Genomic DNA, 18877 nt, shown 5'->3' with positions numbered 1-18877 from the left:
TCAGACATACCAAACCGCGCTCTAATCCCCCACCAAAATGTCATCCATCAATTGAATAAACTCACGACGAATTGTCTCTCGGTCCTGAGCAAGTAAACCCGAATACTTTTCAGGAAACAGAAAGAGAAACGGCAATTCAGATTCATTACTCAACCGCTTTACCAAGGGCTGTAATTTTTGAGCATTGTTTTGAAATTGCTCTATCAACGAATAGCAAATTACGATGCCATTTATTGCCGGATTCCACCAGGCATCCGGGCCTGAGCATTGCGTTTCAAAATAGATAGTTACAGGTTCGGGAAGCTTTAATATCTGATTCGTACGATCAATCAGATACTTGAGTCGTTGCGACGACATTAACCAGTCTATTATCGGCTCATACGCCACATTTGATGTCGGAATAAACTGTATCTTCACGACCTCATCGGCCGGAGGATGTTGTTCTTTTTGGAAAAGCTGCCAATTACGATCAAAGCTGACATAACTGTAATTGTCCGCAAGCCAGAGCAACGCTTGCCGATTCTTTGTGTATTCTTTATCGCACTCCCAGGCGCGTTCAATGGGCAACCAGGTCTCTTTACGAATCTTCTCCAGCTTATCGGGGGCTGCCCCGTAAACTAAACAGGTCACGTCGTAAAAGCGCTGTATTGCCAAAGGATGAACATCCCAAAACGCCAGAGGATGACGCTTTATATCCTCACGCCACTCAATCATCCATTCACCAGAGATCGAAAGCATTTTATCGAATAAGGTTTCATCAAAGCCGTGACTGGTCATGATCATGAGCATAATTGCAATTTGATCTGCAGCCCGCTCATTACCGCCAAGTACTGGAATATCATTAAGCTCAATAACCGCATGAGACAGTTCATGGAGTAATGTGAATTCAAGATTGCTCTCCACAAAGAACCGTGGATCATAAGCCGAACTGGGGCGATAGGTTATGGAGTTCCCTTGCGACCCTTGCTCCATAGACAGCAGCGTTCCAGAGAACATCATCATAAACCCCATCAAGAGCAGGAGTCGTTTCGATACTTCGATCTTCATGCCACATCCTCAAAACATATTGTGCGTCACTTACCCCATTAACTATAAACAAAAAAGGCACCCCGTAGGGTGCCTTTACGCAATGTTCTTACAGAATAAATTAATCAATACGAACCCAAACGAAACGGCGCATTCCTTTACGAATCACCAACATAGGCAGGTTACGACCGGATGGAAGCTCTGACACAACCTGATCAAAGTCCGACTTACTGCCAATCCATTGATGGTTAAGCATCGCAATGATATCCCCCGGGCGAACACCTTTACGCGCAACAATGCTGTCCGGCACGACTTGATCAACAATAACCCCCTTATTGATGTCAGCATTACGACGCTGTTCATCGGTCATGTCCTTCACAGACACACCTAAAGGATTCGTTAACTTAGGCGCTTGCTGTTGATTACCTGCATACACTTGCTCTGTGGTTGGAAGTTCACCCACTTTAACCGTAATGGTTTTTTCTTTACCCTGGCGATTAATCACAAGAGTGGCCTCTGAACCTGGAGTAACCTGACCCACTACATGAGGTAAATCTGACGATAGGATGATTGGCTTATCGTTAAACTCAACAATCACATCACCTGCCATAATGCCGGCTTCTGCGGCTGGCTCACCATCATAGGCTTGAACGACCAAAGCACCCGCTGGTTTATCTAAACCAAATGCTTCTGCCAACTCTTTATTCACTTCCTGGATTCTTACGCCTAGATAGCCTCGACTTACATAGCCCTTATCTTTTAACTGAGCAGCCACCTTCATCGCAACATCGATTGGAATTGCAAAGGACACGCCCATGAAGCCACCCGAACGGGTATAAATCTGACTGTTAATACCAATGACCTTACCATCCATATCGAACAGCGGGCCACCCGAGTTACCTGGGTTAATCGCTACATCCGTTTGAATGAATGGCACATAGTTTTCGTTAGGAAGACTGCGACCTTTAGCACTAACAATGCCTTTGGTAACGGTATGATCGAAACCAAATGGAGAGCCAATGGCTAACACCCACTCTCCAACTTCAAGCTCTTCGGAACTGCCTAATTTGGCTGTCGGTAGACCAGACTCTTCCACTTTCAATAACGCAATGTCTGAACTCTTGTCAGCACCAATTAATTTAGCTTCCAACTCACTGCGATCACTTAAGCGCACAATAATCTCATCTGCACCCTCAATCACATGGTTATTGGTCAAGATATAACCGTCTTCTGAAATAATGAAACCTGAACCCAAGGATTGAGCATCGCGTTGACGAGGCTCACCATCGCGGGGGCCAAATTGGAAGAAGTGACGAAAGATTTCTGGCATTTGCTCATAACCAGGAGGCATACCAGATGCAGACTGACTATGAGTGATAGTACTGATGTTTACCACAGTGGGAGACTGTTCTTTTACCAGATCGGTAAAATCGGGAAGGCTTCGAGCAGACACTTGAAGCGAAACACTCATTAAGAGTACAAAAAGAATCGAGATTGACGTCTTTAATGCTTGCATTCTAATCCTCTCAAATGCGTTTTTAGTTATTGTTGTTGACTTGAATTTTACTCAGAAGTTTCAGCTTTCTGCGTCAGGATTTACCGCCAATAGCTGAGGTTCTTGACCAAACCGTCCTGAATTACCAAGGAAACGAACCAGAAAGAAGCCTAACCCCAAGCCCAACAATCCACATACGATGCTGGGTAGCTCTCCCCAAAGCCACTTCGCAGTCCCTGAGAACAGAATCAATAATACAATAGGTAATAAATAGCCTATGAGTGAGGCTTTAAGAATAGAGTCTTCAGGAATACCCACCAAAGCTATATCGCCTACCTTGGCAGGAATACCGTTTCGTTGGACATCCAGAGTAAAACGTTGACCAGAGGACGCTTTATTCAACAGCCCGTGACCACATCCTTTCTGGGCTTTGCACGAATCACAAGCACTGGTGCGAATCGTTTCCACCCACACTTTGTCGTCATCAACGTCGACAATAAGGCCAGATTCTTCAACCAATTTGATTACCTCTTAGATACACTCATCAGTTGAGCATACTAACAGAACTTGCCACACGTTTTGCGGTTTCTACCGGGATTTCACCCACTAAGGTGATACCCCATTTTTCACCCTGCTCTGTTTCGATAATGCGAGAGACAGCCACAGTTGCTCCCCCACTGCGCCCTTCCATTTCCACAAACTGCTGGCTTAACTGTTCACGAAATATTGAGAATGAAGAAAGGCCATCACTGTAGGTATGTGCTTCAACAAAATTCTCACCTTTGCCCGAAGTTACATCCGTCAACTCGAACCCTTCAGGCAACCATTTCGGTTTCCAATGAGGGGATTCCTTAATTGTTTCAGTCCAGTGCTTACGATCAAACTTGGTCATCTTACCGTGCAGAGTCGGTTTCAGATCGTCGTCAAGATTATCAGGGTTAATATCAATATGTGTGAACTGAGCTAATTCCAATGATCGGCCATCGGCCCCTAAAATTTCTGTTTTCAGCAAGAGACCGGTTTTCTCATCCACACCGTAACGACGAATAAAGCGGTCCTGATCAATGGCTTGAGCTTCAATTAAGATAGCATCTCGCCCGGCGATTCGAACATTTGATAGTATGGTGAAGGTCAGCCACTTTTGAAGCTCCGACCAATCGACATTCTCTCCTGGCACCAAAGGACTTAGTGGTGGAACCTGATCCCATCGAGAACCATCTTTACCAGGGAGGATACAGGTAACACTTTCACCATCACGAATGATCTCTCTCGGTGCTCCATCAAGGCTTTTTAAGCGTTCATATTGAACCCCATCCTTAACGGCGTGAACAATGTAGTAACTATTTACACTGTCCCCGCGTCGATGAATAAAGGTTCCTGCAAACGAATTCTGTTTACGGGCTTCATCCAACATGGACAACAGCTCTATCGGCGTCATTGCACGAACAGAGGCGGAAACTGTTGCCAACATCAGTGGACATATCACGGCCAGAAAAAATACCTTAGACCAGGCAGATTTTTTTGACCGAGAAACTGAAATGCCTTTCCACATAATTTCAATAAACCTTAAGTAATACCTTCAAATAAGTACGAATCTAGTCACCACTAATGGCTTACTTATTCTTTTCTTCTACTTCGAAGCTCACCACACGAGCATATGGCATGACATCACCAACACGATCTTCCGTAGAGTTTTCGGCGTGATGCTGCATATAAGAACGAAGTTTATCTTGAAGTGCTTTATATTGTTCAGGAGACATATCAGAAGCGGCCAAACGAGTTCCGCTGTCATCTGACGATTGAGGCTTTTCAGAGGTTTCTACTTTAGGTTGGTCATTTTCAACGAACTGAGCATCACCATTTGTGAACTGATCATTTTGAATTCCGATACCAACAACAGCCATCGCTACAGCCGCAGCCACACCAAAACCACCGACCCACTGTTTCAGACCTGACCGAGATTGTTTTACTACGATCTCTTCATCTGCAATACCCGCACGTACACCCTCAAGCAGATTTACAGAAGCAAAGGTCATATCTTCGTTATGAAGTCCCTGTTTGACGGAACAAAGTCGACGCCAAGTATCCAGATCTTCATCCGACATATGCTTTGTCAGACGTCTTACATCCAACTCCGTTGCTTCGTTATCCAATAGAGCCGACAAACTTTCCGCAATTTTATCGCTCATAATATCCTCACAAACAAATTAATTTTGAGTTAGCTTTCATCACTCACAGTGACAAAACACGTTAAAGAACAAGGGTTAAAAAACCTTCAACGATCTCTTAATAATTGACAGCGGTTTCCAGGATTGGTTCAAGCTGCTTGTCAATCGCTTCCCTTGCTCTAAAAATTCTTGATCGCACTGTTCCCACAGGACAATCCATGACTTGAGCAATGTCCTCATAACTCAAACCATCAAATTCTCTTAACATCAACGCCGTTCTTAAGTCGTCTGGTAATCCTTCTAACGCCTTCTTAAGGGTCTGCTCCACTTGCTCTTTGTGGAGACTCGCTTCCGGGCTGTCGATATTTTTCAGTTCACTCAAGCCACCGTCCGAATGAACTTCATCCACGTCAATATCTGTACCGGGTGGACGGCGACCACGGCTGATCAAATGGTTCTTAGCAGTGTTTACAGCAATTCGATAAAGCCAGGTATAAAACGCACTGTCCCCACGAAAGTTTGCCAATGCCTTATATGCCTTGATGAATGTTTCTTGAGCAACGTCCATAGATTCATGGGCATCAGAGACATAACGACTGATTAAACTTAACACTTTGCTTTGATATTTAATGACCAACAGATCAAAAGCACGTTTATCCCCTTTCTGAACGCGCTCTACCAACAACTGATCTGATTCCACTGATGTTGTCATTCTTTCTCCATGGAGGCTTATTATTTATGGAACTCGATTCCAAAAGCTACGACACTCTAAAATAGCATTTAGTTCCCGTTTTTTATGACATTTCTGTTATTCTTAGCGAAATATTTATGGCATAGCTTCATTTTATCCCAAAATGAAACACTACTAAGCATTTATCTCATGTCTAATACGAATACGCCTTCTCATCAATTTGATGTTGTTATCATTGGCTCCGGAGCTGCCGGATTAACCACTGCGTTGCAATTGCCTGAACATTTCAAGATTGCCATCATATGCAAGCAATCAATGACCAGCGGATCGACCCCCTGGGCGCAAGGTGGCGTTGCAGCAGTTCTTGATGAACAAGACAGTGTCGAAAGTCATTGCCAGGACACCATGATCGCCGGTTCCAATCTAAACAACCCGAACATGGTAAAGTTTATTGTTGAAGACAGTACTGAAAGCATTCAATGGCTCATTGATCAGGGCGTCCCTTTCACCAAAGATACCGTATTAGATGGTGCTCCGCCTGAAACTGAGACACATAACGACTCCCGAACCTTTCACCTGACCAAAGAAGGTGGGCACAGTTTCCGTCGTATTATTCATGCTGCAGATGCCACAGGCGCAGCCATCACCAAAACGCTCATCGAGCGAACGTTGGAACGGAAGAACATCGAAGTTTTTGAAAACCGTATTGCCGTTGATCTGATCATATCCCGCGATAACCAAGGCCAATCCAACTGTGTGGGTCTTTACGTTTTAAATCTTGAATCAGAGCACGTAGAAACCTTCCAAGCCGAGCATACTGTGCTGGCTACAGGTGGTGCCAGTAAAGCCTATTTGTATACCAGTAACCCGGATGGTGCCAGCGGTGATGGCATTGCAATGGCATGGCGTGCAGGATGCCGTGTTGCCAACATGGAATTCAACCAGTTTCACCCGACCTGTCTGTATCACCCTCACGCAAAATCCTTCCTGGTAAGTGAAGCGTTGCGAGGCGAAGGGGCTCATCTAACACTGCCAAACGGCAAGCGCTTTATGCATCAGTTTGATGAGCGTGGTGAGCTTGCACCACGAGATATTGTCGCTCGCGCTATAGACCATGAAATGAAACGTCTGGGTTGCGACCATGTGTATCTGGATATCAGCCACAAACCGGAAGACTTTATTAAAAGTCATTTCCCAACCATCTATGAACGCTGCCTGAAGTTCAACATCGATATCACCAAAGAGCCTATTCCAGTCGTACCTGCGGCTCATTACACCTGTGGTGGTGTGGTTATTGATCATAAAGGCCGAACCGATGTTCGTAGCCTTTATGCTATTGGCGAAGTCGCTCATTCAGGGCTTCATGGCGCCAACCGTTTAGCAAGCAACTCTTTGTTAGAATGTATTGTTCTGGGTCGCTCTGCTGCAAAAGACATCCTTAAACGTCACGTTGACGCAGTTGCACCATACAATGTGAACATTCCTGCCTGGGATGAATCGCAAGTAACCAATTCCGATGAAGACGTCATCATTTCCCACAACTGGGATGAATTGCGTCGTTTCATGTGGGACTACGTGGGAATTGTGAGAACAACTAAACGCCTGGAACGCGCAAAGCACCGTGTGGACTTACTGTTACGTGAAATTCACGAGTATTACAGCAACTACAAAGTCAGTCGGGATTTGATTGAATTAAGGAACCTGGTGATCGTCGCAGATCTTATCATTCGATCTGCTTTGCTACGAAAAGAAAGTCGAGGGCTGCACTTTACGCTGGATTACCCAGACTTATTACCTAAGGCAGTTGATACCATTTTAACGCCACCACCGAGACAACCTAGCTGGCGTTAAAAAACCAAAAGTGCCAATAAGTACTTGGAACGCGGAAACAAAGACGCTAGCCTAAGCTAGCGTCCGAATGACATGCGAATAATCCGAATGAGGGTATGAAACTCTTCCCGTCGACATTGATCAGGAAAGATCATTAACTGCTTATTGAGCGTTAATTTTTTCCACAGCCCCGGTTTACCTTCTGATTGCTCCTCATCTCTTAGCTCAAGCATGATGTAGCTTGGCAGCAACACAGAATTAGGCATGACCTGATAATTTTTATCATTCAGGGTCAGACTTGGAAATTCATCCATTCTCGGACGTTCCGGACCAACAGGCATTTCAATGCACTCCCTGCGACGGACATAGCTCACCATCTGAATAATATAGAAGAGACTTAGCACCACTATTGCAATGATACTGGACCATTGCAAAGCAAACAGATGATTCAAAATCTGTAGACACACCAGATAAATTACGGTGTACAGAAGAACCATATATTTTGAAGGTTTGAGTTCTATTCTAAGCAGGCTGAACGCGTTCAAGAATATAATCCACTATCGCTTTAAGTTCTGGATCTTGAGGTTCGGTTTTTCTCATAAACCACTGAAACATGTCCTGATCTTCACAATCAAGCAACTTTATGTAACGTTCTTGATTTTCAGGATCCAAACTAGGAAACACTTCTTTAGCAAAAGGCATTAACAGTACATCTAACTCTAACATACCACGACGACTGTGCCAGTATATTCTGTTCAAATCTTGTTCAGTAAATTTCACGTAACATCTAGCCTTTTATATGGATCAATATTTCGCATCTAATGCGACCCGCACCATTATACACAGGAAGCCGATTGAGCAGAATGCCTTTACTTCGATCCTTGACTTGGGACAAGCGCTTTCTTCCTAGTAAACAAACCCTATCCTGATGACTAAAAACCAAGTATTTTGATATGATTTAACTACCATCAGACAAAACACATAGAGCACTTATGTCCACTAAGATTGAACAACTTCTTGAAAGCTTTCCTGCCACCAAGTTGGAGTTAGACCTCGATAACGCACCTAAGTTCGTAGTTGAGACAGACACCAAGCCTTCTGCCGGCATCACCCTTTGTGCAACAAAAGGCATTCTAAGTATTACCGGCGAACAAAGACTCAAGTTCCTTCAAGGACAAACGACCTGTGACACTGCAGTAATCACACCAGAGCGAGCCAGCTTTGGTGCGTTTTGTAATATCAAAGGCCGTGCCATTGCGAACTTCCTTGCCTTTGATGATGGTATTAGTACTCACTTAATTATGCATCAGGGCTTGATTCAGCCATTAATAGCGCATCTAACGAAGTTCGCGGTATTTTTCCGAGTAACCTTAGAAGAAACCTTAGATCAGCTTGTGCTTGGAGCACTCAATGAGCAGGATGATTCTGATTCATCAACTCAAACAGCTTTACACACCTCCAAGAACGATGGTAACTATCGTATACAGCTAACACCTCAACGCACGATAACCATTACCTCAATAGAAGACGCCAAAGACAGCATTTCAGGCACTCAATTACTGAGTGAATCCCAATGGAACATCGAAGATTTGAAAGAAGGCATCTGCTGGCTATCCCCTTCATCCAGTGAAGAGTTTCTGCCTCAATTGCTGGGTCTGGAAGAGATTGAAGGTTTGAGCTTCACAAAAGGTTGTTATACTGGCCAGGAAATCATTGCCAGAATGAAATATCGTGGTCAGATGAAACGCCATATAACTTTGGCTGGGCTTGCGTCCGATGATTCTCAGGTGAACCTTCAGGAACTAAAACCTGGAGATAAAATTAACACCTCAGAAAAAAACAACATCGGACAACTGATTAACTACGAAATAACACCCACGGGTCTGTTAGCTCTGATCTCGCTGGAAGATGATTTCAAAACAATAGACAAATGTTCCATCAATCAAAATTCTTTAGAAATCAAGCTCATGGAAATAAATCCAAGTTAAATTTCAAAAAGAAACTAATCCCTGTATATCAACACTTTACAGAACACCAATCGCTCGCTTTAATTGTAATTTAATCACAATTAAAGATGCTTCAAGGACGTCCATAATGTCTTCTGTGTTTGAAACCGTATTTGCGGATATTAAACAGCGTATCAAAGACGATACGCTTACACTGCCAACACTTCCCGAGGTGGCGTTCCAAATTCGTGAAACAGCGGAGAATGAAGACAGTACTGTAAATGATATTGTACGTGTACTTCAAAAAGACCCTGCGGTCTGTGCAGAGCTGGTTCGATGTGCAAACAGCGCACTGATGCGTACAGTGAATCAATGCCGCGATGTTAGCGGTGCAGTCAACCGTATGGGGATGAACACAACGGTCAATATCGCAATGACTCAGGCCATGAAACAAATGTTTCAGGCGACCTCGGATACTGTAGACACCCGTATGCGTGAAACCTGGAACCGGGCCGTTGAAGTTGCAGCGATGTGTTTTGTGTTAGCCCAAACGCGTCGCAAGCTAGGCTTAAAGCCTGATCAGGCAGCATTGGCCGGTCTAATGCACAATATCGGAGCGCTTCCGGTATTGCTTTATGCCGAAGAAAATTCAGATCTGATTAACGACAGTTTTGCACTGGATAAAACCATTGAGAAGCTCCATCCAATTCTAGGTAAGTACCTTTTACAAAAATGGAACTTCACCCTAGATTTAATTGCCGTTCCTTATCAATACCTTCAGTTTGATCGTGAAGGCAGCTTTGCGGATTATGTGGATTTGGTTCAGGTCTCTTACCTTCATACACTGAGCGGAACCAATCACCCTCACGCCAAGATTGACCTCAGCACAGTGGGTGCATTCCAGCGTCTTGATATTGACCCAATGACGTTCATTAAGCAGGACGAAAAAACCGAAGCTCAACTGCAAGAAGCAAAAGATATGCTGGGTTAGAACTTAACAATCAAGCATAAAAAAGGCCGATCATGATGATCGGCCTTTTTTGTTTTCTGTCCCTTTTGGGTTTCTTACCCAATTAGTCTTCTGAAGACTGCTTCAGAGGTCTCATGTGAGGGAACAGAATAACGTCCTTAATAGTTGGGCTGTCAGTAAACAACATCACCAAGCGGTCAATCCCAATACCTTCACCTGCGGTCGGAGGCATACCGTATTCCAACGCCTGGATGTAGTCAGCATCGTAATGCATCGCTTCATCATCACCCGCGTCTTTCTCTTCCACTTGTTTACGGAAACGTTCCGCCTGATCTTCTGCATCGTTCAGCTCAGAGAAGCCATTTGCCAGCTCGCGTCCCCCCACAAAGAACTCGAAGCGATCAGTAATAAATGGGTTATCGTCGTTACGACGTGCCAGTGGAGACACTTCCCACGGATATTCGGTAATGAAAGTCGGTTGATCCAGTTGCTCTTCAGCGGTTGCCTCAAAGATTTCACACAACCACTTACCTGCACCCCAAACAGCTTGTTTCGCATCTTCACGAATACCAACCTGGCGACCATACTCAATCAATTTCTCCAGGTTGTTCTCTGCATCGTTGATCACAGCAGGATCAAAGTCCGCGTTATACTTGAGTACCGCTTCAGCCATACTCATACGAGTAAACGGCTTAGCAAAGTCGTAGACGGTTTCAGAGATCACATTGCCGTCTGCATCTTTTTGAGTGCTCTTAATGTCGGTCGTACCCAAAACATCATTCGCAATCGTACGAAGCATGTCTTCCGTTGTATCCATCAAATCATGATAGGTTGCATACGCCTGATAGAACTCAATCATAGTGAATTCAGGGTTGTGACGAGTCGACAAGCCTTCGTTACGGAAGTTACGGTTAATCTCGAAAACACGCTCGAAACCACCAACAATCAAACGCTTAAGATACAACTCAGGCGCAATACGCAGATACATATCAATATCCAACGCATTGTGGTAAGTCTCAAACGGTTTCGCCGTTGCACCACCAGGAATGGTTTGCAGCATTGGAGTTTCAACTTCCATGAAGTTACGATCACTCAAATACTTACGAATGCCTTCAATGATTTTCGAACGCACCATGAACAAATCACGAGTATCACGATTGATGATCAAGTCCACATAACGCTGACGGTATTTCGTTTCCTGATCTGCCAAACCATGGAACTTATCAGGCAGAGGGCGAAGTGATTTAGTCAACATCACCAAATCATCAGCTTGGGCAACGTTTACATACAACTCGCCTTTACCGGATTTATGAAGTGCACCTTTAACCCCAACGATATCGCCCAGATCAAACTTGGACTTGTAATTGATCTCTTTCTGAACATCTTTTGGTACGTAGAATTGAATTGCACCAGACGCATCTGAAATCTGTGTAAACGGACCACGCTGGAACATAATTCGTCCAGCTACAGCCACTTGATTATCTTGCTCTTCCAGCTCTTCTTTTGAGAACTCGCCAAACTTAGCCTGAAGATCTGCCGACAAGTGTTTTCGATCAAAATCATTACGATGGCCATTAGCGCTACAATTCTCACGCAAAGATTCCAACTTTGCACGACGCTCAACAATCAATTTATTTTCATCACGTGGCTGTTCAGACATGTTTTAACCTATATTCCTCATGGAATGTGTTTATTTAAATTCGTTTCTAACGTTATAGCACCGACCAAAGATCGATGATTACAAACCTGCTTTCAGGCTGGCCTCAATGAATGGGTCCAAATCACCATCCAATACCGCCTGTGTATTTCGATTCTCAACACCAGTTCTTAAATCCTTGATGCGAGAGTCATCCAATACATACGATCGAATCTGGCTACCCCAACCAATATCGGCTTTGGAATCTTCCATCGCCTGGGCTTCAGCATTTCGCTTTTGCATTTCCATCTCATACAACTTAGCTTTTAACTGCTTCATTGCCTGATCTTTGTTCTTATGCTGAGAACGGTCGTTCTGACACTGGGTCACGATACCTGATGGCATGTGAGTAATACGTACCGCCGACTCGGTTCGGTTTACGTGCTGCCCACCTGCGCCCGAAGCACGGTATACGTCAATCCGTAAATCGGCCGGATTAATTTCAATATCAATATTGTCATCAACCTCTGGTGATACAAACACAGAAGCAAAGGACGTATGTCGGCGATTACCAGAATCGAATGGCGACTTACGAACCAAACGATGAACGCCGGTTTCGGTTTTTAACCAACCGAAAGCATATTCGCCATCAACCTTAATCGTCGCACCCTTGATACCAGCCACCTCACCATCGGTGACTTCCATCAGTTCTGCTTTGAAACCTTTGGATTCACACCAACGAAGGTACATTCGCAGCATCATGTTTGCCCAATCCTGAGCTTCTGTCCCGCCGGAACCAGACTGGATTTCCACATAGGCATTGTTCTCGTCCATTTCTCCAGAGAACATACGACGGAATTCCAGTTTTTCAAGCGTCTCTTTCAGACCCGCTAATTCTTGCTCAACTTCCTCAACCGTATCCGGGTCATCTTCCTCAACCGCCAGTTCTAACAAACCTTCTACGTCTTCAAGACCTGAATCCATATTTTCAATGGTTTCCACAACCGTTTCGAGAGAAGCACGCTCCCGACCTAACGCCTGCGCCTGCTCAGGGTTTTCCCACACAGCAGCATCTTCAAGTTCACGATTAACTTCTTCTAATCGTTCTTTCTTCTCTGCGTAGTCAAAGATACCCCCTAAGAACGTCTGTACGCTCACGAAGGTCCTTAATGGTTTGTACGATTGGATTGATTTCCACCTACTACCTCGGTTCAGTTTCTAAACAATTCGAAATGACAAGTCAGAGCCGGGAATCAGCTCTTGCCCAAGATCGGCCACCAATTGAAATGACCCTAAATTTTAAGAGGCGCAATTGTACATGAAATCATCGACAGTTTCAGTCTTTTCCATGCGTTTAAGACAAAGTTTTCCCCTTCTAGCCCTGTCATAAACTGTTAACAATTTAGTCACATAACTGTTATTGCCTCAGCCTACATTATCCACATCAAGAACATAGACATTGTCTGGAGTTAGACATGGCGTACCAAGTGATCAGCAAATCAAATAATACCTTTTGGTTAATGACTTCAAACGGTAACTGGATTTCTTCTCACCACAGCACCGATGAAGCCATTGCTGCCTGCCGGGTTTGGTTCAAGTGCTCGCCTATTGTTCGTCTGAAACAGGAAGGGCCGATAGCGCAGCAAAGCATGCTGAAACAACGATTGGCTAACATACTAATCAAGGTCGCTGAGATAATCTCAGACATCATCAAGAAAACACTCGATAAAAATAATAAGAGAGAACTTCATGAGTTTCGCCATTAAAAGCAATCATCACCGCCAACTGATCAAACTACTTCAACAGCATCAGCGCGGAAAGCTCAGACCTCAGTGGTCACATAAGTCGGACGATCATCTGGATAATCAATTTTCAGGGAACGAGCTAACCAACCAGTTAGATCAAAGAAAAACCTTAAGTGGACTTATGCGTGATTCTGATCACAACTTATTGATTCTTTAGCTGCTCAGATCCACGTCTCTCTGTAAGATTTATCCTACAACCATATTCTTACAACAATAATAGATAGTCCTAACAAAGAGATAAAAACTATGGTAAGCAATCCGGTGAACCAAAGAGAACACCCTCGCTTTCAACCAAGACAAACCATCAGCTGCCAAGATCTGGATGGGCGAATCTCTGGTCGAGTTATGAATTTAAGTGAAAGCGGCTTTATGTTGATGAGTAATGCCCCATCGGACGTGAATGAATCACTGATTTTTCGCCTGGAGCTACCTTTAACACCGCCTCACCAGATTACCATCACCAGTGAAACCATTTGGTGTCAAAAGTCGAGCTACAGTGATGAATATGGTATTGGTATTCAGATAACGCAGATTGACGATTTGGCTTACGCCGCATTACGACGCTTTTTAGGCGACACAAACCAAGCTACCGCTGCCTGATACAAAGACCAGACAGCCGATAGTGAACTGAATGAATTACCCGTTTATAGCTTCATCAACCGTGTTGTAGCTTTGGAATAATTTGTCCATGCGGGTAATTCGAAAGAGTTCCTGAACAGCCCCCTGAGCTCCGGCAACCCGAAGATAACCATCATCGCCCGTGAGTTTTTTACACGCTACGATGGCCCCTAAGCCACTACTGTCCATAAAGTCGAGCCCTGTCAAATCGACAACGATTCGATCTCGCCCTTTGTTAATCAGATCCGCAACATAATTCCTAAGATTTGTCGCATTCACCGCGTCTAAACGCTTTTCTCCAATTTTAATTACTGCAACCTGTCCGTCTGCTAGCTGATGAGACACGCTCATTCCCAGATCCTCAATTTATTTTTTTAAAATACGATAACAATAGCCATACAATACAACGTATTTCTGATCTTAACTATAGCGTATATTATGCCAAGTTAATGACTTCACTGATTTTTCAGTGAGTCCTATCCAGAAATATACGACAGTCCTACCTATACTATAGGTCAAAATACTTTAAGATCGAGTCGAGACACGCGTGACATACTTTAATAACAATAATAGCAACAAGCCGTCTCTCAAAACCGTCTCCGAGCGGAAATATAATGAATTAAAACAACAGTTTGATGATTTAATTCATAATGCTCGTCTTAATGAACAACTTTTCAAACGTTTTTCTGAGTTTGAGTCCCATCTCATGGAAAGCAATGACCTAAAGTCTTTACTGACTGCGATGACTACAGAGTTTGCGGACTACTTTGAGATTCCTTTTCTTAAATTGGTACTGGAAAAGGATATCTTCACTCACTGGCATCTGGCCCCTGTTAATCTGGAACAATACAAGGATGTTCTCACCTACACTTTATGTGATTACCCTGAGTTATTGGTCAATGCTAATGGCAGCCTGTACATGGGCGCTACACCTAAGAAAATCAGCCGTGAAATTCATATCCCGATCAACACCTTGTCTTTTGCTCAACTTCCCCTGGTCAGGAATAAGAAGTTAATAGGAATGCTAAATCTTGGCAGTCCTGACCCTAATCGCTTCAGACCGGACATGGGCACAGATTTCCTGGAACGCTTAACAATGATCGCCTCGCTGTGCTTCGAAAATGCCTGCAACATGGAGCAAGTACGCCAGCTCAGCTTAGTGGATGGCTTAACACAAGTCTGCAACCGTCGGGCGTTTGATGAAGCCCTGATACAAGAAACGTCCAGCGCAATGCGTTATCAACGACATCTGGCCTGTTTATTTATAGACATTGACCACTTTAAGAAAATCAACGACCACTTTGGTCATCAAGTAGGCGATGAAGCATTAAAGCAATTAGCCAATTGTGTGAAGCCTCTACTTAGACGATCGGATCACATCGCAAGATACGGCGGAGAAGAGTTTGCCATTCTATTACCTGAGACAGATCTTTCAGGGGCAAACATCATTGCAGAGCGAATTCGTGAAACCGTCGCAAATCAGGAATTTCAACTATTGGATCAAGCGTTGAAAATAACCTTATCTGTCGGTGTCGCCTGCCTGGACGGGTCATGTGATGGCGGAACTAACATTGAAACTCTGGCTCAAATCTTGGTTAAAGATGCCGATGAACAGGTTTATATCGCCAAAAAAAGCGGCCGTAACCGAGTGTGCAGCCGCCAACGTTAGTCAAGAAACGCTCAATCTAATCAAGAATCGTTCGCTCAATATTCTCTGACTTACCTATTAACCCTGCAGCTATAAAATCCGATAACCCCTGCCACATTCCTAGATAAGGTTTCAGAACCACTTTTACACCCGGATGAGTTGATTCAAATTGACGAATAATATCAGGCACATCATCTCGAACATGGCGACCTTCAGCTAAGAAATGAGGATAGACGACTATTTCAGTCACACTCTCTGTCGCAACATCAGCAAGCACACGAGAAAAGCGCGGTTCAGTCAATTCCAGAAAACAAGGTTCAACACGATCGTATTCAGGCATTTTTTCAGATAGCTCTGTCGCCAATGCGACCACTTCCTCATTTGATTTTACAACTCGACTTCCGTGCGCCAACACCAACAATACTCTCATAGATACTCCAGAAGGGTTTGATAGCCTGCATAATACAGCCTAAGAATCCTGTCACAATCATTTTTGGCCGGTACTTTCGACAGGTACTTTATACGACAGGTGCTTTATACGACCTCAGTCAGAGAACAGATCACCACGAATCTCAAACCAACAAGATTGAATATTTTAAATCCAACAAGAGACATCATATGTTCAGCTCACTTGGACTGATATACACTTGTTTAGTATAAATGTTCGGATCTATTGAAACCTTTGGTTTAGTCGACTCAATTTTTACGGCGCCGTTTTGTTCATCAAGTTAGGGATTAACATGAAACACTCAACACTGGTCTCTCTATTGGCCGCTTTGCCCTTAGCCATTTCAGCTGCATCAATTCAACAGGCATCCGCCTCTTCAGATGAGTTTCTGAAGTGGAAAGAACAAACCATGAGCAGCTATCAGGCTTACAAAGATGAACGAGACAAAGCGTTTACCGACTTTTTGAAAAAACAATGGAAACAGGTGGACACGAAAGAAGGGGAAGTTCGGGATACACAACCCAAGCCTGTCAGTATTCCGGTTGCGAAACCTAAACCGGTTGAAGTGAACGATTTACCTGTGGTGGAAATCCCTAAAAAAATCAAACCCATCATAGATCTTCCCAAGCCAGACATCACAACGCCTGAACCAGTAGTGTCTACTCCTACACCGAAACATCCTCAACCCTCTACACCGATTGAGGATAAAAAACCTGCTCAGCAGTTACCTGACTTCGACTTACCACAAACGCCAGAGCCAGATTTTGATCAAATAACCAAAGCAGATCCTATGTATGATCAACCGGATTTTGACCAGCCTGGATTTGATCAACCAGATTTTGACTCTCCTGACTTTGGCAAGGACATCAAACCTGAAATTCCTGAGCTTAAACAACCCGCCCCTATCAAGATTGAGCAGCCGATAACGATTGAAGAGCTGCCTCGTGTGGAAGATATCCCAACACCCGAGGTAACCCCTACTGTTCCACCAGCGCCTATTGTTTCTCCAACACCTATCGCGCCTCCGGTACCAATTGTTAAGGACGTAACTCCGACACCGCCGCCGGTTATTGTCCCAAAACAACCCAAAGCGCCAGTTTATTCAGGTAAGAAATATCAATTCGATTTCTTTGGCCGATCAACCATCGTCTATGCCGATAAGAAGTTGGCTGCTTCGCTGGGCCGCACCTACAACGCTAAAGCGATTGCCAAAGGGTGGTCCGATTTAAGTTTGTCCGACTATGAGCCGGTATTAGAACAACTGGCTAAGATTTCCAAACAACACAATCTAGGCGACTGGGGCAAGGTGCAACTTGCATTTGCCTTATCAAAAGCTATGCACCCCGGTGATATTAATGCTCAAAGCTTTACCAGCTGGTTTCTTCTGGTAAAACAGGATTACCAAGCTCGCCTTGCGTACAACAATGCAGGCATCTACCTTTTGGTTCCCGCAGAGCAATCACTCTATGAAGTTACCTTCTTCACCTTTGGTGGTAAACGCTTCTACGCAGTCTCCCCGGATGGTAAACCAAGATATCTTGGCCGGGTCTACACCTATGATGGTGAATACCCTCGTGCAATCGTTCAGGTTAACATGAAAGACCCATTAGCCTTTGGTGACGAACAGCACTATCAAAAACGCACCTTCAAATTTAAATACAACCGTCAGCAATACCAAGTAACGCTGAACGTGAACCCAACCCGGGTGAATTACCTAGCCAGTTATCCACAGATGGATATCGATCAATATTTTGTATCCCCTGTGGATATGGTCACTGCTAATGATGCATTGGATTTGTTCCGACCAATGCTGCAAGGCAAGTCCGAACTGGATGCCGTAAATTTACTCCTTCGCTTTGTACAAACCGGGTTTGAATACCAAACAGACGACCAGCAATTTGGCTTTGAAAACTACCTATTTGCAGAAGAAACCCTCACCATGCCAGCCTCTGACTGTGAAGATAGGTCAGTCCTGTTTGCCTGGTTAGTTCGTGAACTGCTTGGACTGGAAGTGGTTGGCCTGGATTACCCTGGTCATATCGCAGCAGCAGTGGCCTTCAGCAAGCCCGTCCCTGGTGACAGCATTGCTTACAATGGGAAGCGCTATACCATTACTGACCCAACCTACATTAACGCTAATGCAGGTATGACCATGCCGGAAGTTGCAGGTCACCAGCCTAAGGTTGTGGCAATTCAATAAGCGGTGCAAAATACCGCTTCATTTTTTTAGGACAGAAGTTTTAACATGACGAAAGAACACTTCATCGAAGGGTTAAAAAACCAAACCAATAGTTTTCAACAAACCATGGACTTCATTGAAGCCAACTTTGACTTCACCCCAGTTGCTTTTACTGTGGGTGAACAAGTAAATGAGCTTGGTACCAATCAAGGGTCAGCCAAGATCTTTAGTCTCGGTAAAGCATTGTCTTTAAAGGAAGAAGAAGTGCTTCAGTGCTTCGGTGATTTCTATCGAAAAGACGTTTTAGAGCACCCGGAAGCCGAGGATCACCAAAACATTCGTAACTTTATAAAGTTTGGATGGTCTGGTGTTTCTATCGATGCCAACGCCCTGGCACCTAAAACACACTAAATATCG

The 18877-nt window shown here is 44.2% G+C and carries 21 protein-coding genes; 9 read left to right on the top strand and 12 right to left on the bottom strand.

All coding sequences use genetic code 11. The annotated features are described in order from the left end of the window. Positions 1–21: 21 nt before the first annotated feature. From QQL66_RS01430 to rpoE, 6 genes are all read right to left on the bottom strand, one after another. A complete protein-coding gene (locus QQL66_RS01430) occupies positions 22–1047 on the bottom strand; it encodes a DUF4344 domain-containing metallopeptidase (protein WP_284377904.1) in 1026 nt (341 codons plus the stop codon). 100 nt (positions 1048–1147) lie between these two features. Further along, on the bottom strand, positions 1148–2542 hold the full coding sequence (locus tag QQL66_RS01425; RefSeq protein ID WP_284377902.1) for a DegQ family serine endoprotease: 1395 nt from the start codon (positions 2540–2542) through the stop codon (positions 1148–1150). A gap of 60 nt (positions 2543–2602) precedes the next feature. After that, positions 2603–3040 carry a SoxR reducing system RseC family protein gene (locus tag QQL66_RS01420; protein ID WP_284377900.1) on the bottom strand — a complete coding sequence of 146 codons (438 nt, stop codon included), beginning with the start codon at positions 3038–3040 and terminating at the stop codon, positions 2603–2605. A 25-nt stretch (positions 3041–3065) separates the two neighbouring features. Beyond that, the gene (locus QQL66_RS01415) at positions 3066–3992 is read right to left on the bottom strand and encodes a MucB/RseB C-terminal domain-containing protein (protein ID WP_284377898.1); all 927 of its coding nucleotides are present in this window, start codon (positions 3990–3992) and stop codon (positions 3066–3068) included. A gap of 142 nt (positions 3993–4134) precedes the next feature. Then, positions 4135–4710, bottom strand: a complete 576-nt coding sequence (locus tag QQL66_RS01410; protein ID WP_284377895.1) for a sigma-E factor negative regulatory protein — start codon at positions 4708–4710, stop codon at positions 4135–4137. 97 nt (positions 4711–4807) lie between these two features. After that, positions 4808–5401: an RNA polymerase sigma factor RpoE gene (gene rpoE, locus QQL66_RS01405; RefSeq protein ID WP_284377892.1), complete on the bottom strand. Its 594-nt coding sequence runs from the start codon at positions 5399–5401 to the stop codon at positions 4808–4810. A 168-nt stretch (positions 5402–5569) separates the two neighbouring features. Here rpoE and nadB point away from each other — a divergent pair, with 168 nt between their 5' ends. Next, complete coding sequence (gene nadB, locus QQL66_RS01400; protein WP_284377889.1) at positions 5570–7231, top strand: L-aspartate oxidase; 1662 nt, start codon at positions 5570–5572, stop codon at positions 7229–7231. 56 nt (positions 7232–7287) lie between these two features. Here nadB and QQL66_RS01395 read toward each other — a convergent pair whose 3' ends face one another. Both QQL66_RS01395 and QQL66_RS01390 read right to left on the bottom strand, forming a co-directional pair. Beyond that, complete coding sequence (locus QQL66_RS01395; RefSeq protein WP_284377887.1) at positions 7288–7755, bottom strand: protein YgfX; 468 nt, start codon at positions 7753–7755, stop codon at positions 7288–7290. Further along, on the bottom strand, positions 7733–7990 hold the full coding sequence (locus tag QQL66_RS01390) for an FAD assembly factor SdhE (protein ID WP_431356878.1): 258 nt from the start codon (positions 7988–7990) through the stop codon (positions 7733–7735). The genes QQL66_RS01395 and QQL66_RS01390 overlap by 23 nt, the downstream gene beginning before the upstream one ends. A 212-nt stretch (positions 7991–8202) precedes the next feature. Here QQL66_RS01390 and ygfZ point away from each other — a divergent pair, with 212 nt between their 5' ends. Next, on the top strand, positions 8203–9198 hold the full coding sequence (gene ygfZ, locus QQL66_RS01385; protein WP_284377885.1) for a CAF17-like 4Fe-4S cluster assembly/insertion protein YgfZ: 996 nt from the start codon (positions 8203–8205) through the stop codon (positions 9196–9198). A gap of 106 nt (positions 9199–9304) precedes the next feature. Continuing rightward, positions 9305–10147 (top strand): HDOD domain-containing protein, encoded by an 843-nt coding sequence (locus QQL66_RS01380; RefSeq protein WP_284377882.1) that lies wholly within the window; start codon positions 9305–9307, stop codon positions 10145–10147. Between the two features lie 82 nt (positions 10148–10229). Here QQL66_RS01380 and lysS read toward each other — a convergent pair whose 3' ends face one another. Next, positions 10230–11786, bottom strand: a complete 1557-nt coding sequence (gene lysS / locus QQL66_RS01375; protein ID WP_284377879.1) for a lysine--tRNA ligase — start codon at positions 11784–11786, stop codon at positions 10230–10232. 78 nt (positions 11787–11864) lie between these two features. After that, positions 11865–12960, bottom strand: a protein-coding gene (prfB, locus tag QQL66_RS01370) for a peptide chain release factor 2 (RefSeq protein ID WP_284377876.1) whose coding sequence is annotated in 2 segments (ribosomal slippage) — positions 11865–12887 and positions 12889–12960 — 1095 coding nt in all. Because the reading frame shifts where the segments join, the coding sequence is not laid out codon by codon here. Positions 12961–13237: 277 nt separating this feature from the next. Between prfB and QQL66_RS01365 the strand changes: the two genes are divergently transcribed. From QQL66_RS01365 to QQL66_RS01355, 3 genes are all read left to right on the top strand, one after another. Beyond that, positions 13238–13528 (top strand): hypothetical protein, encoded by a 291-nt coding sequence (locus tag QQL66_RS01365; protein WP_284377872.1) that lies wholly within the window; start codon positions 13238–13240, stop codon positions 13526–13528. After that, positions 13512–13724 carry a hypothetical protein gene (locus QQL66_RS01360; protein WP_284377869.1) on the top strand — a complete coding sequence of 71 codons (213 nt, stop codon included), beginning with the start codon at positions 13512–13514 and terminating at the stop codon, positions 13722–13724. The genes QQL66_RS01365 and QQL66_RS01360 overlap by 17 nt, the downstream gene beginning before the upstream one ends. 89 nt (positions 13725–13813) lie before the next feature. Next, a complete protein-coding gene (locus tag QQL66_RS01355) occupies positions 13814–14167 on the top strand; it encodes a PilZ domain-containing protein (RefSeq protein ID WP_284377865.1) in 354 nt (117 codons plus the stop codon). 36 nt (positions 14168–14203) lie between these two features. Here QQL66_RS01355 and QQL66_RS01350 read toward each other — a convergent pair whose 3' ends face one another. Beyond that, complete coding sequence (locus QQL66_RS01350; protein WP_284377863.1) at positions 14204–14536, bottom strand: STAS domain-containing protein; 333 nt, start codon at positions 14534–14536, stop codon at positions 14204–14206. A 196-nt stretch (positions 14537–14732) separates the two neighbouring features. Between QQL66_RS01350 and QQL66_RS01345 the strand changes: the two genes are divergently transcribed. Then, positions 14733–15854 (top strand): diguanylate cyclase, encoded by a 1122-nt coding sequence (locus QQL66_RS01345; protein WP_284377862.1) that lies wholly within the window; start codon positions 14733–14735, stop codon positions 15852–15854. Between the two features lie 16 nt (positions 15855–15870). On the opposite strand, the gene QQL66_RS01340 is transcribed toward QQL66_RS01345, so the two are convergent. Continuing rightward, positions 15871–16263, bottom strand: a complete 393-nt coding sequence (locus tag QQL66_RS01340; protein WP_284377861.1) for a sirohydrochlorin chelatase — start codon at positions 16261–16263, stop codon at positions 15871–15873. A gap of 310 nt (positions 16264–16573) precedes the next feature. On the opposite strand from QQL66_RS01340, the gene QQL66_RS01335 reads away from it, so the two are divergent. Beyond that, positions 16574–18481, top strand: coding sequence for a hypothetical protein (locus QQL66_RS01335; RefSeq protein ID WP_284377859.1), 1908 nt, complete (start codon positions 16574–16576; stop codon positions 18479–18481). A 45-nt stretch (positions 18482–18526) separates the two neighbouring features. Next, positions 18527–18871 carry a HopJ type III effector protein gene (locus QQL66_RS01330; protein ID WP_284377852.1) on the top strand — a complete coding sequence of 115 codons (345 nt, stop codon included), beginning with the start codon at positions 18527–18529 and terminating at the stop codon, positions 18869–18871. Positions 18872–18877 lie beyond the last annotated feature (6 nt).

This window comes from Litoribrevibacter albus (assembly GCF_030159995.1).
GTDB classification, from domain to species: Bacteria; Pseudomonadota; Gammaproteobacteria; order Pseudomonadales; family Litoribrevibacteraceae; genus Litoribrevibacter; species Litoribrevibacter albus.
Note: the sequence above shows the minus strand (reverse complement) of the source record. Positions and strands in the feature narration are given on the sequence as shown.

Coding starts and splice junctions, on each gene's coding strand:
- rpoE (WP_284377892.1), bottom strand. CDS start 5,401: ATGACAACATCAGTGGAATCAGATCAGTTGTTGGTAGAGCGCGTTCAG.
- QQL66_RS01410 (WP_284377895.1), bottom strand. CDS start 4,710: ATGAGCGATAAAATTGCGGAAAGTTTGTCGGCTCTATTGGATAACGAA.
- lysS (WP_284377879.1), bottom strand. CDS start 11,786: ATGTCTGAACAGCCACGTGATGAAAATAAATTGATTGTTGAGCGTCGT.
- ygfZ (WP_284377885.1), top strand. CDS start 8,203: ATGTCCACTAAGATTGAACAACTTCTTGAAAGCTTTCCTGCCACCAAG.
- QQL66_RS01415 (WP_284377898.1), bottom strand. CDS start 3,992: ATGTTGGCAACAGTTTCCGCCTCTGTTCGTGCAATGACGCCGATAGAG.
- QQL66_RS01330 (WP_284377852.1), top strand. CDS start 18,527: ATGACGAAAGAACACTTCATCGAAGGGTTAAAAAACCAAACCAATAGT.
- QQL66_RS01350 (WP_284377863.1), bottom strand. CDS start 14,536: ATGAGCGTGTCTCATCAGCTAGCAGACGGACAGGTTGCAGTAATTAAA.
- QQL66_RS01365 (WP_284377872.1), top strand. CDS start 13,238: ATGGCGTACCAAGTGATCAGCAAATCAAATAATACCTTTTGGTTAATG.
- QQL66_RS01430 (WP_284377904.1), bottom strand. CDS start 1,047: ATGAAGATCGAAGTATCGAAACGACTCCTGCTCTTGATGGGGTTTATG.
- QQL66_RS01335 (WP_284377859.1), top strand. CDS start 16,574: ATGAAACACTCAACACTGGTCTCTCTATTGGCCGCTTTGCCCTTAGCC.
- QQL66_RS01425 (WP_284377902.1), bottom strand. CDS start 2,542: ATGCAAGCATTAAAGACGTCAATCTCGATTCTTTTTGTACTCTTAATG.
- nadB (WP_284377889.1), top strand. CDS start 5,570: ATGTCTAATACGAATACGCCTTCTCATCAATTTGATGTTGTTATCATT.
- QQL66_RS01355 (WP_284377865.1), top strand. CDS start 13,814: ATGGTAAGCAATCCGGTGAACCAAAGAGAACACCCTCGCTTTCAACCA.
- QQL66_RS01340 (WP_284377861.1), bottom strand. CDS start 16,263: ATGAGAGTATTGTTGGTGTTGGCGCACGGAAGTCGAGTTGTAAAATCA.
- QQL66_RS01380 (WP_284377882.1), top strand. CDS start 9,305: ATGTCTTCTGTGTTTGAAACCGTATTTGCGGATATTAAACAGCGTATC.
- QQL66_RS01360 (WP_284377869.1), top strand. CDS start 13,512: ATGAGTTTCGCCATTAAAAGCAATCATCACCGCCAACTGATCAAACTA.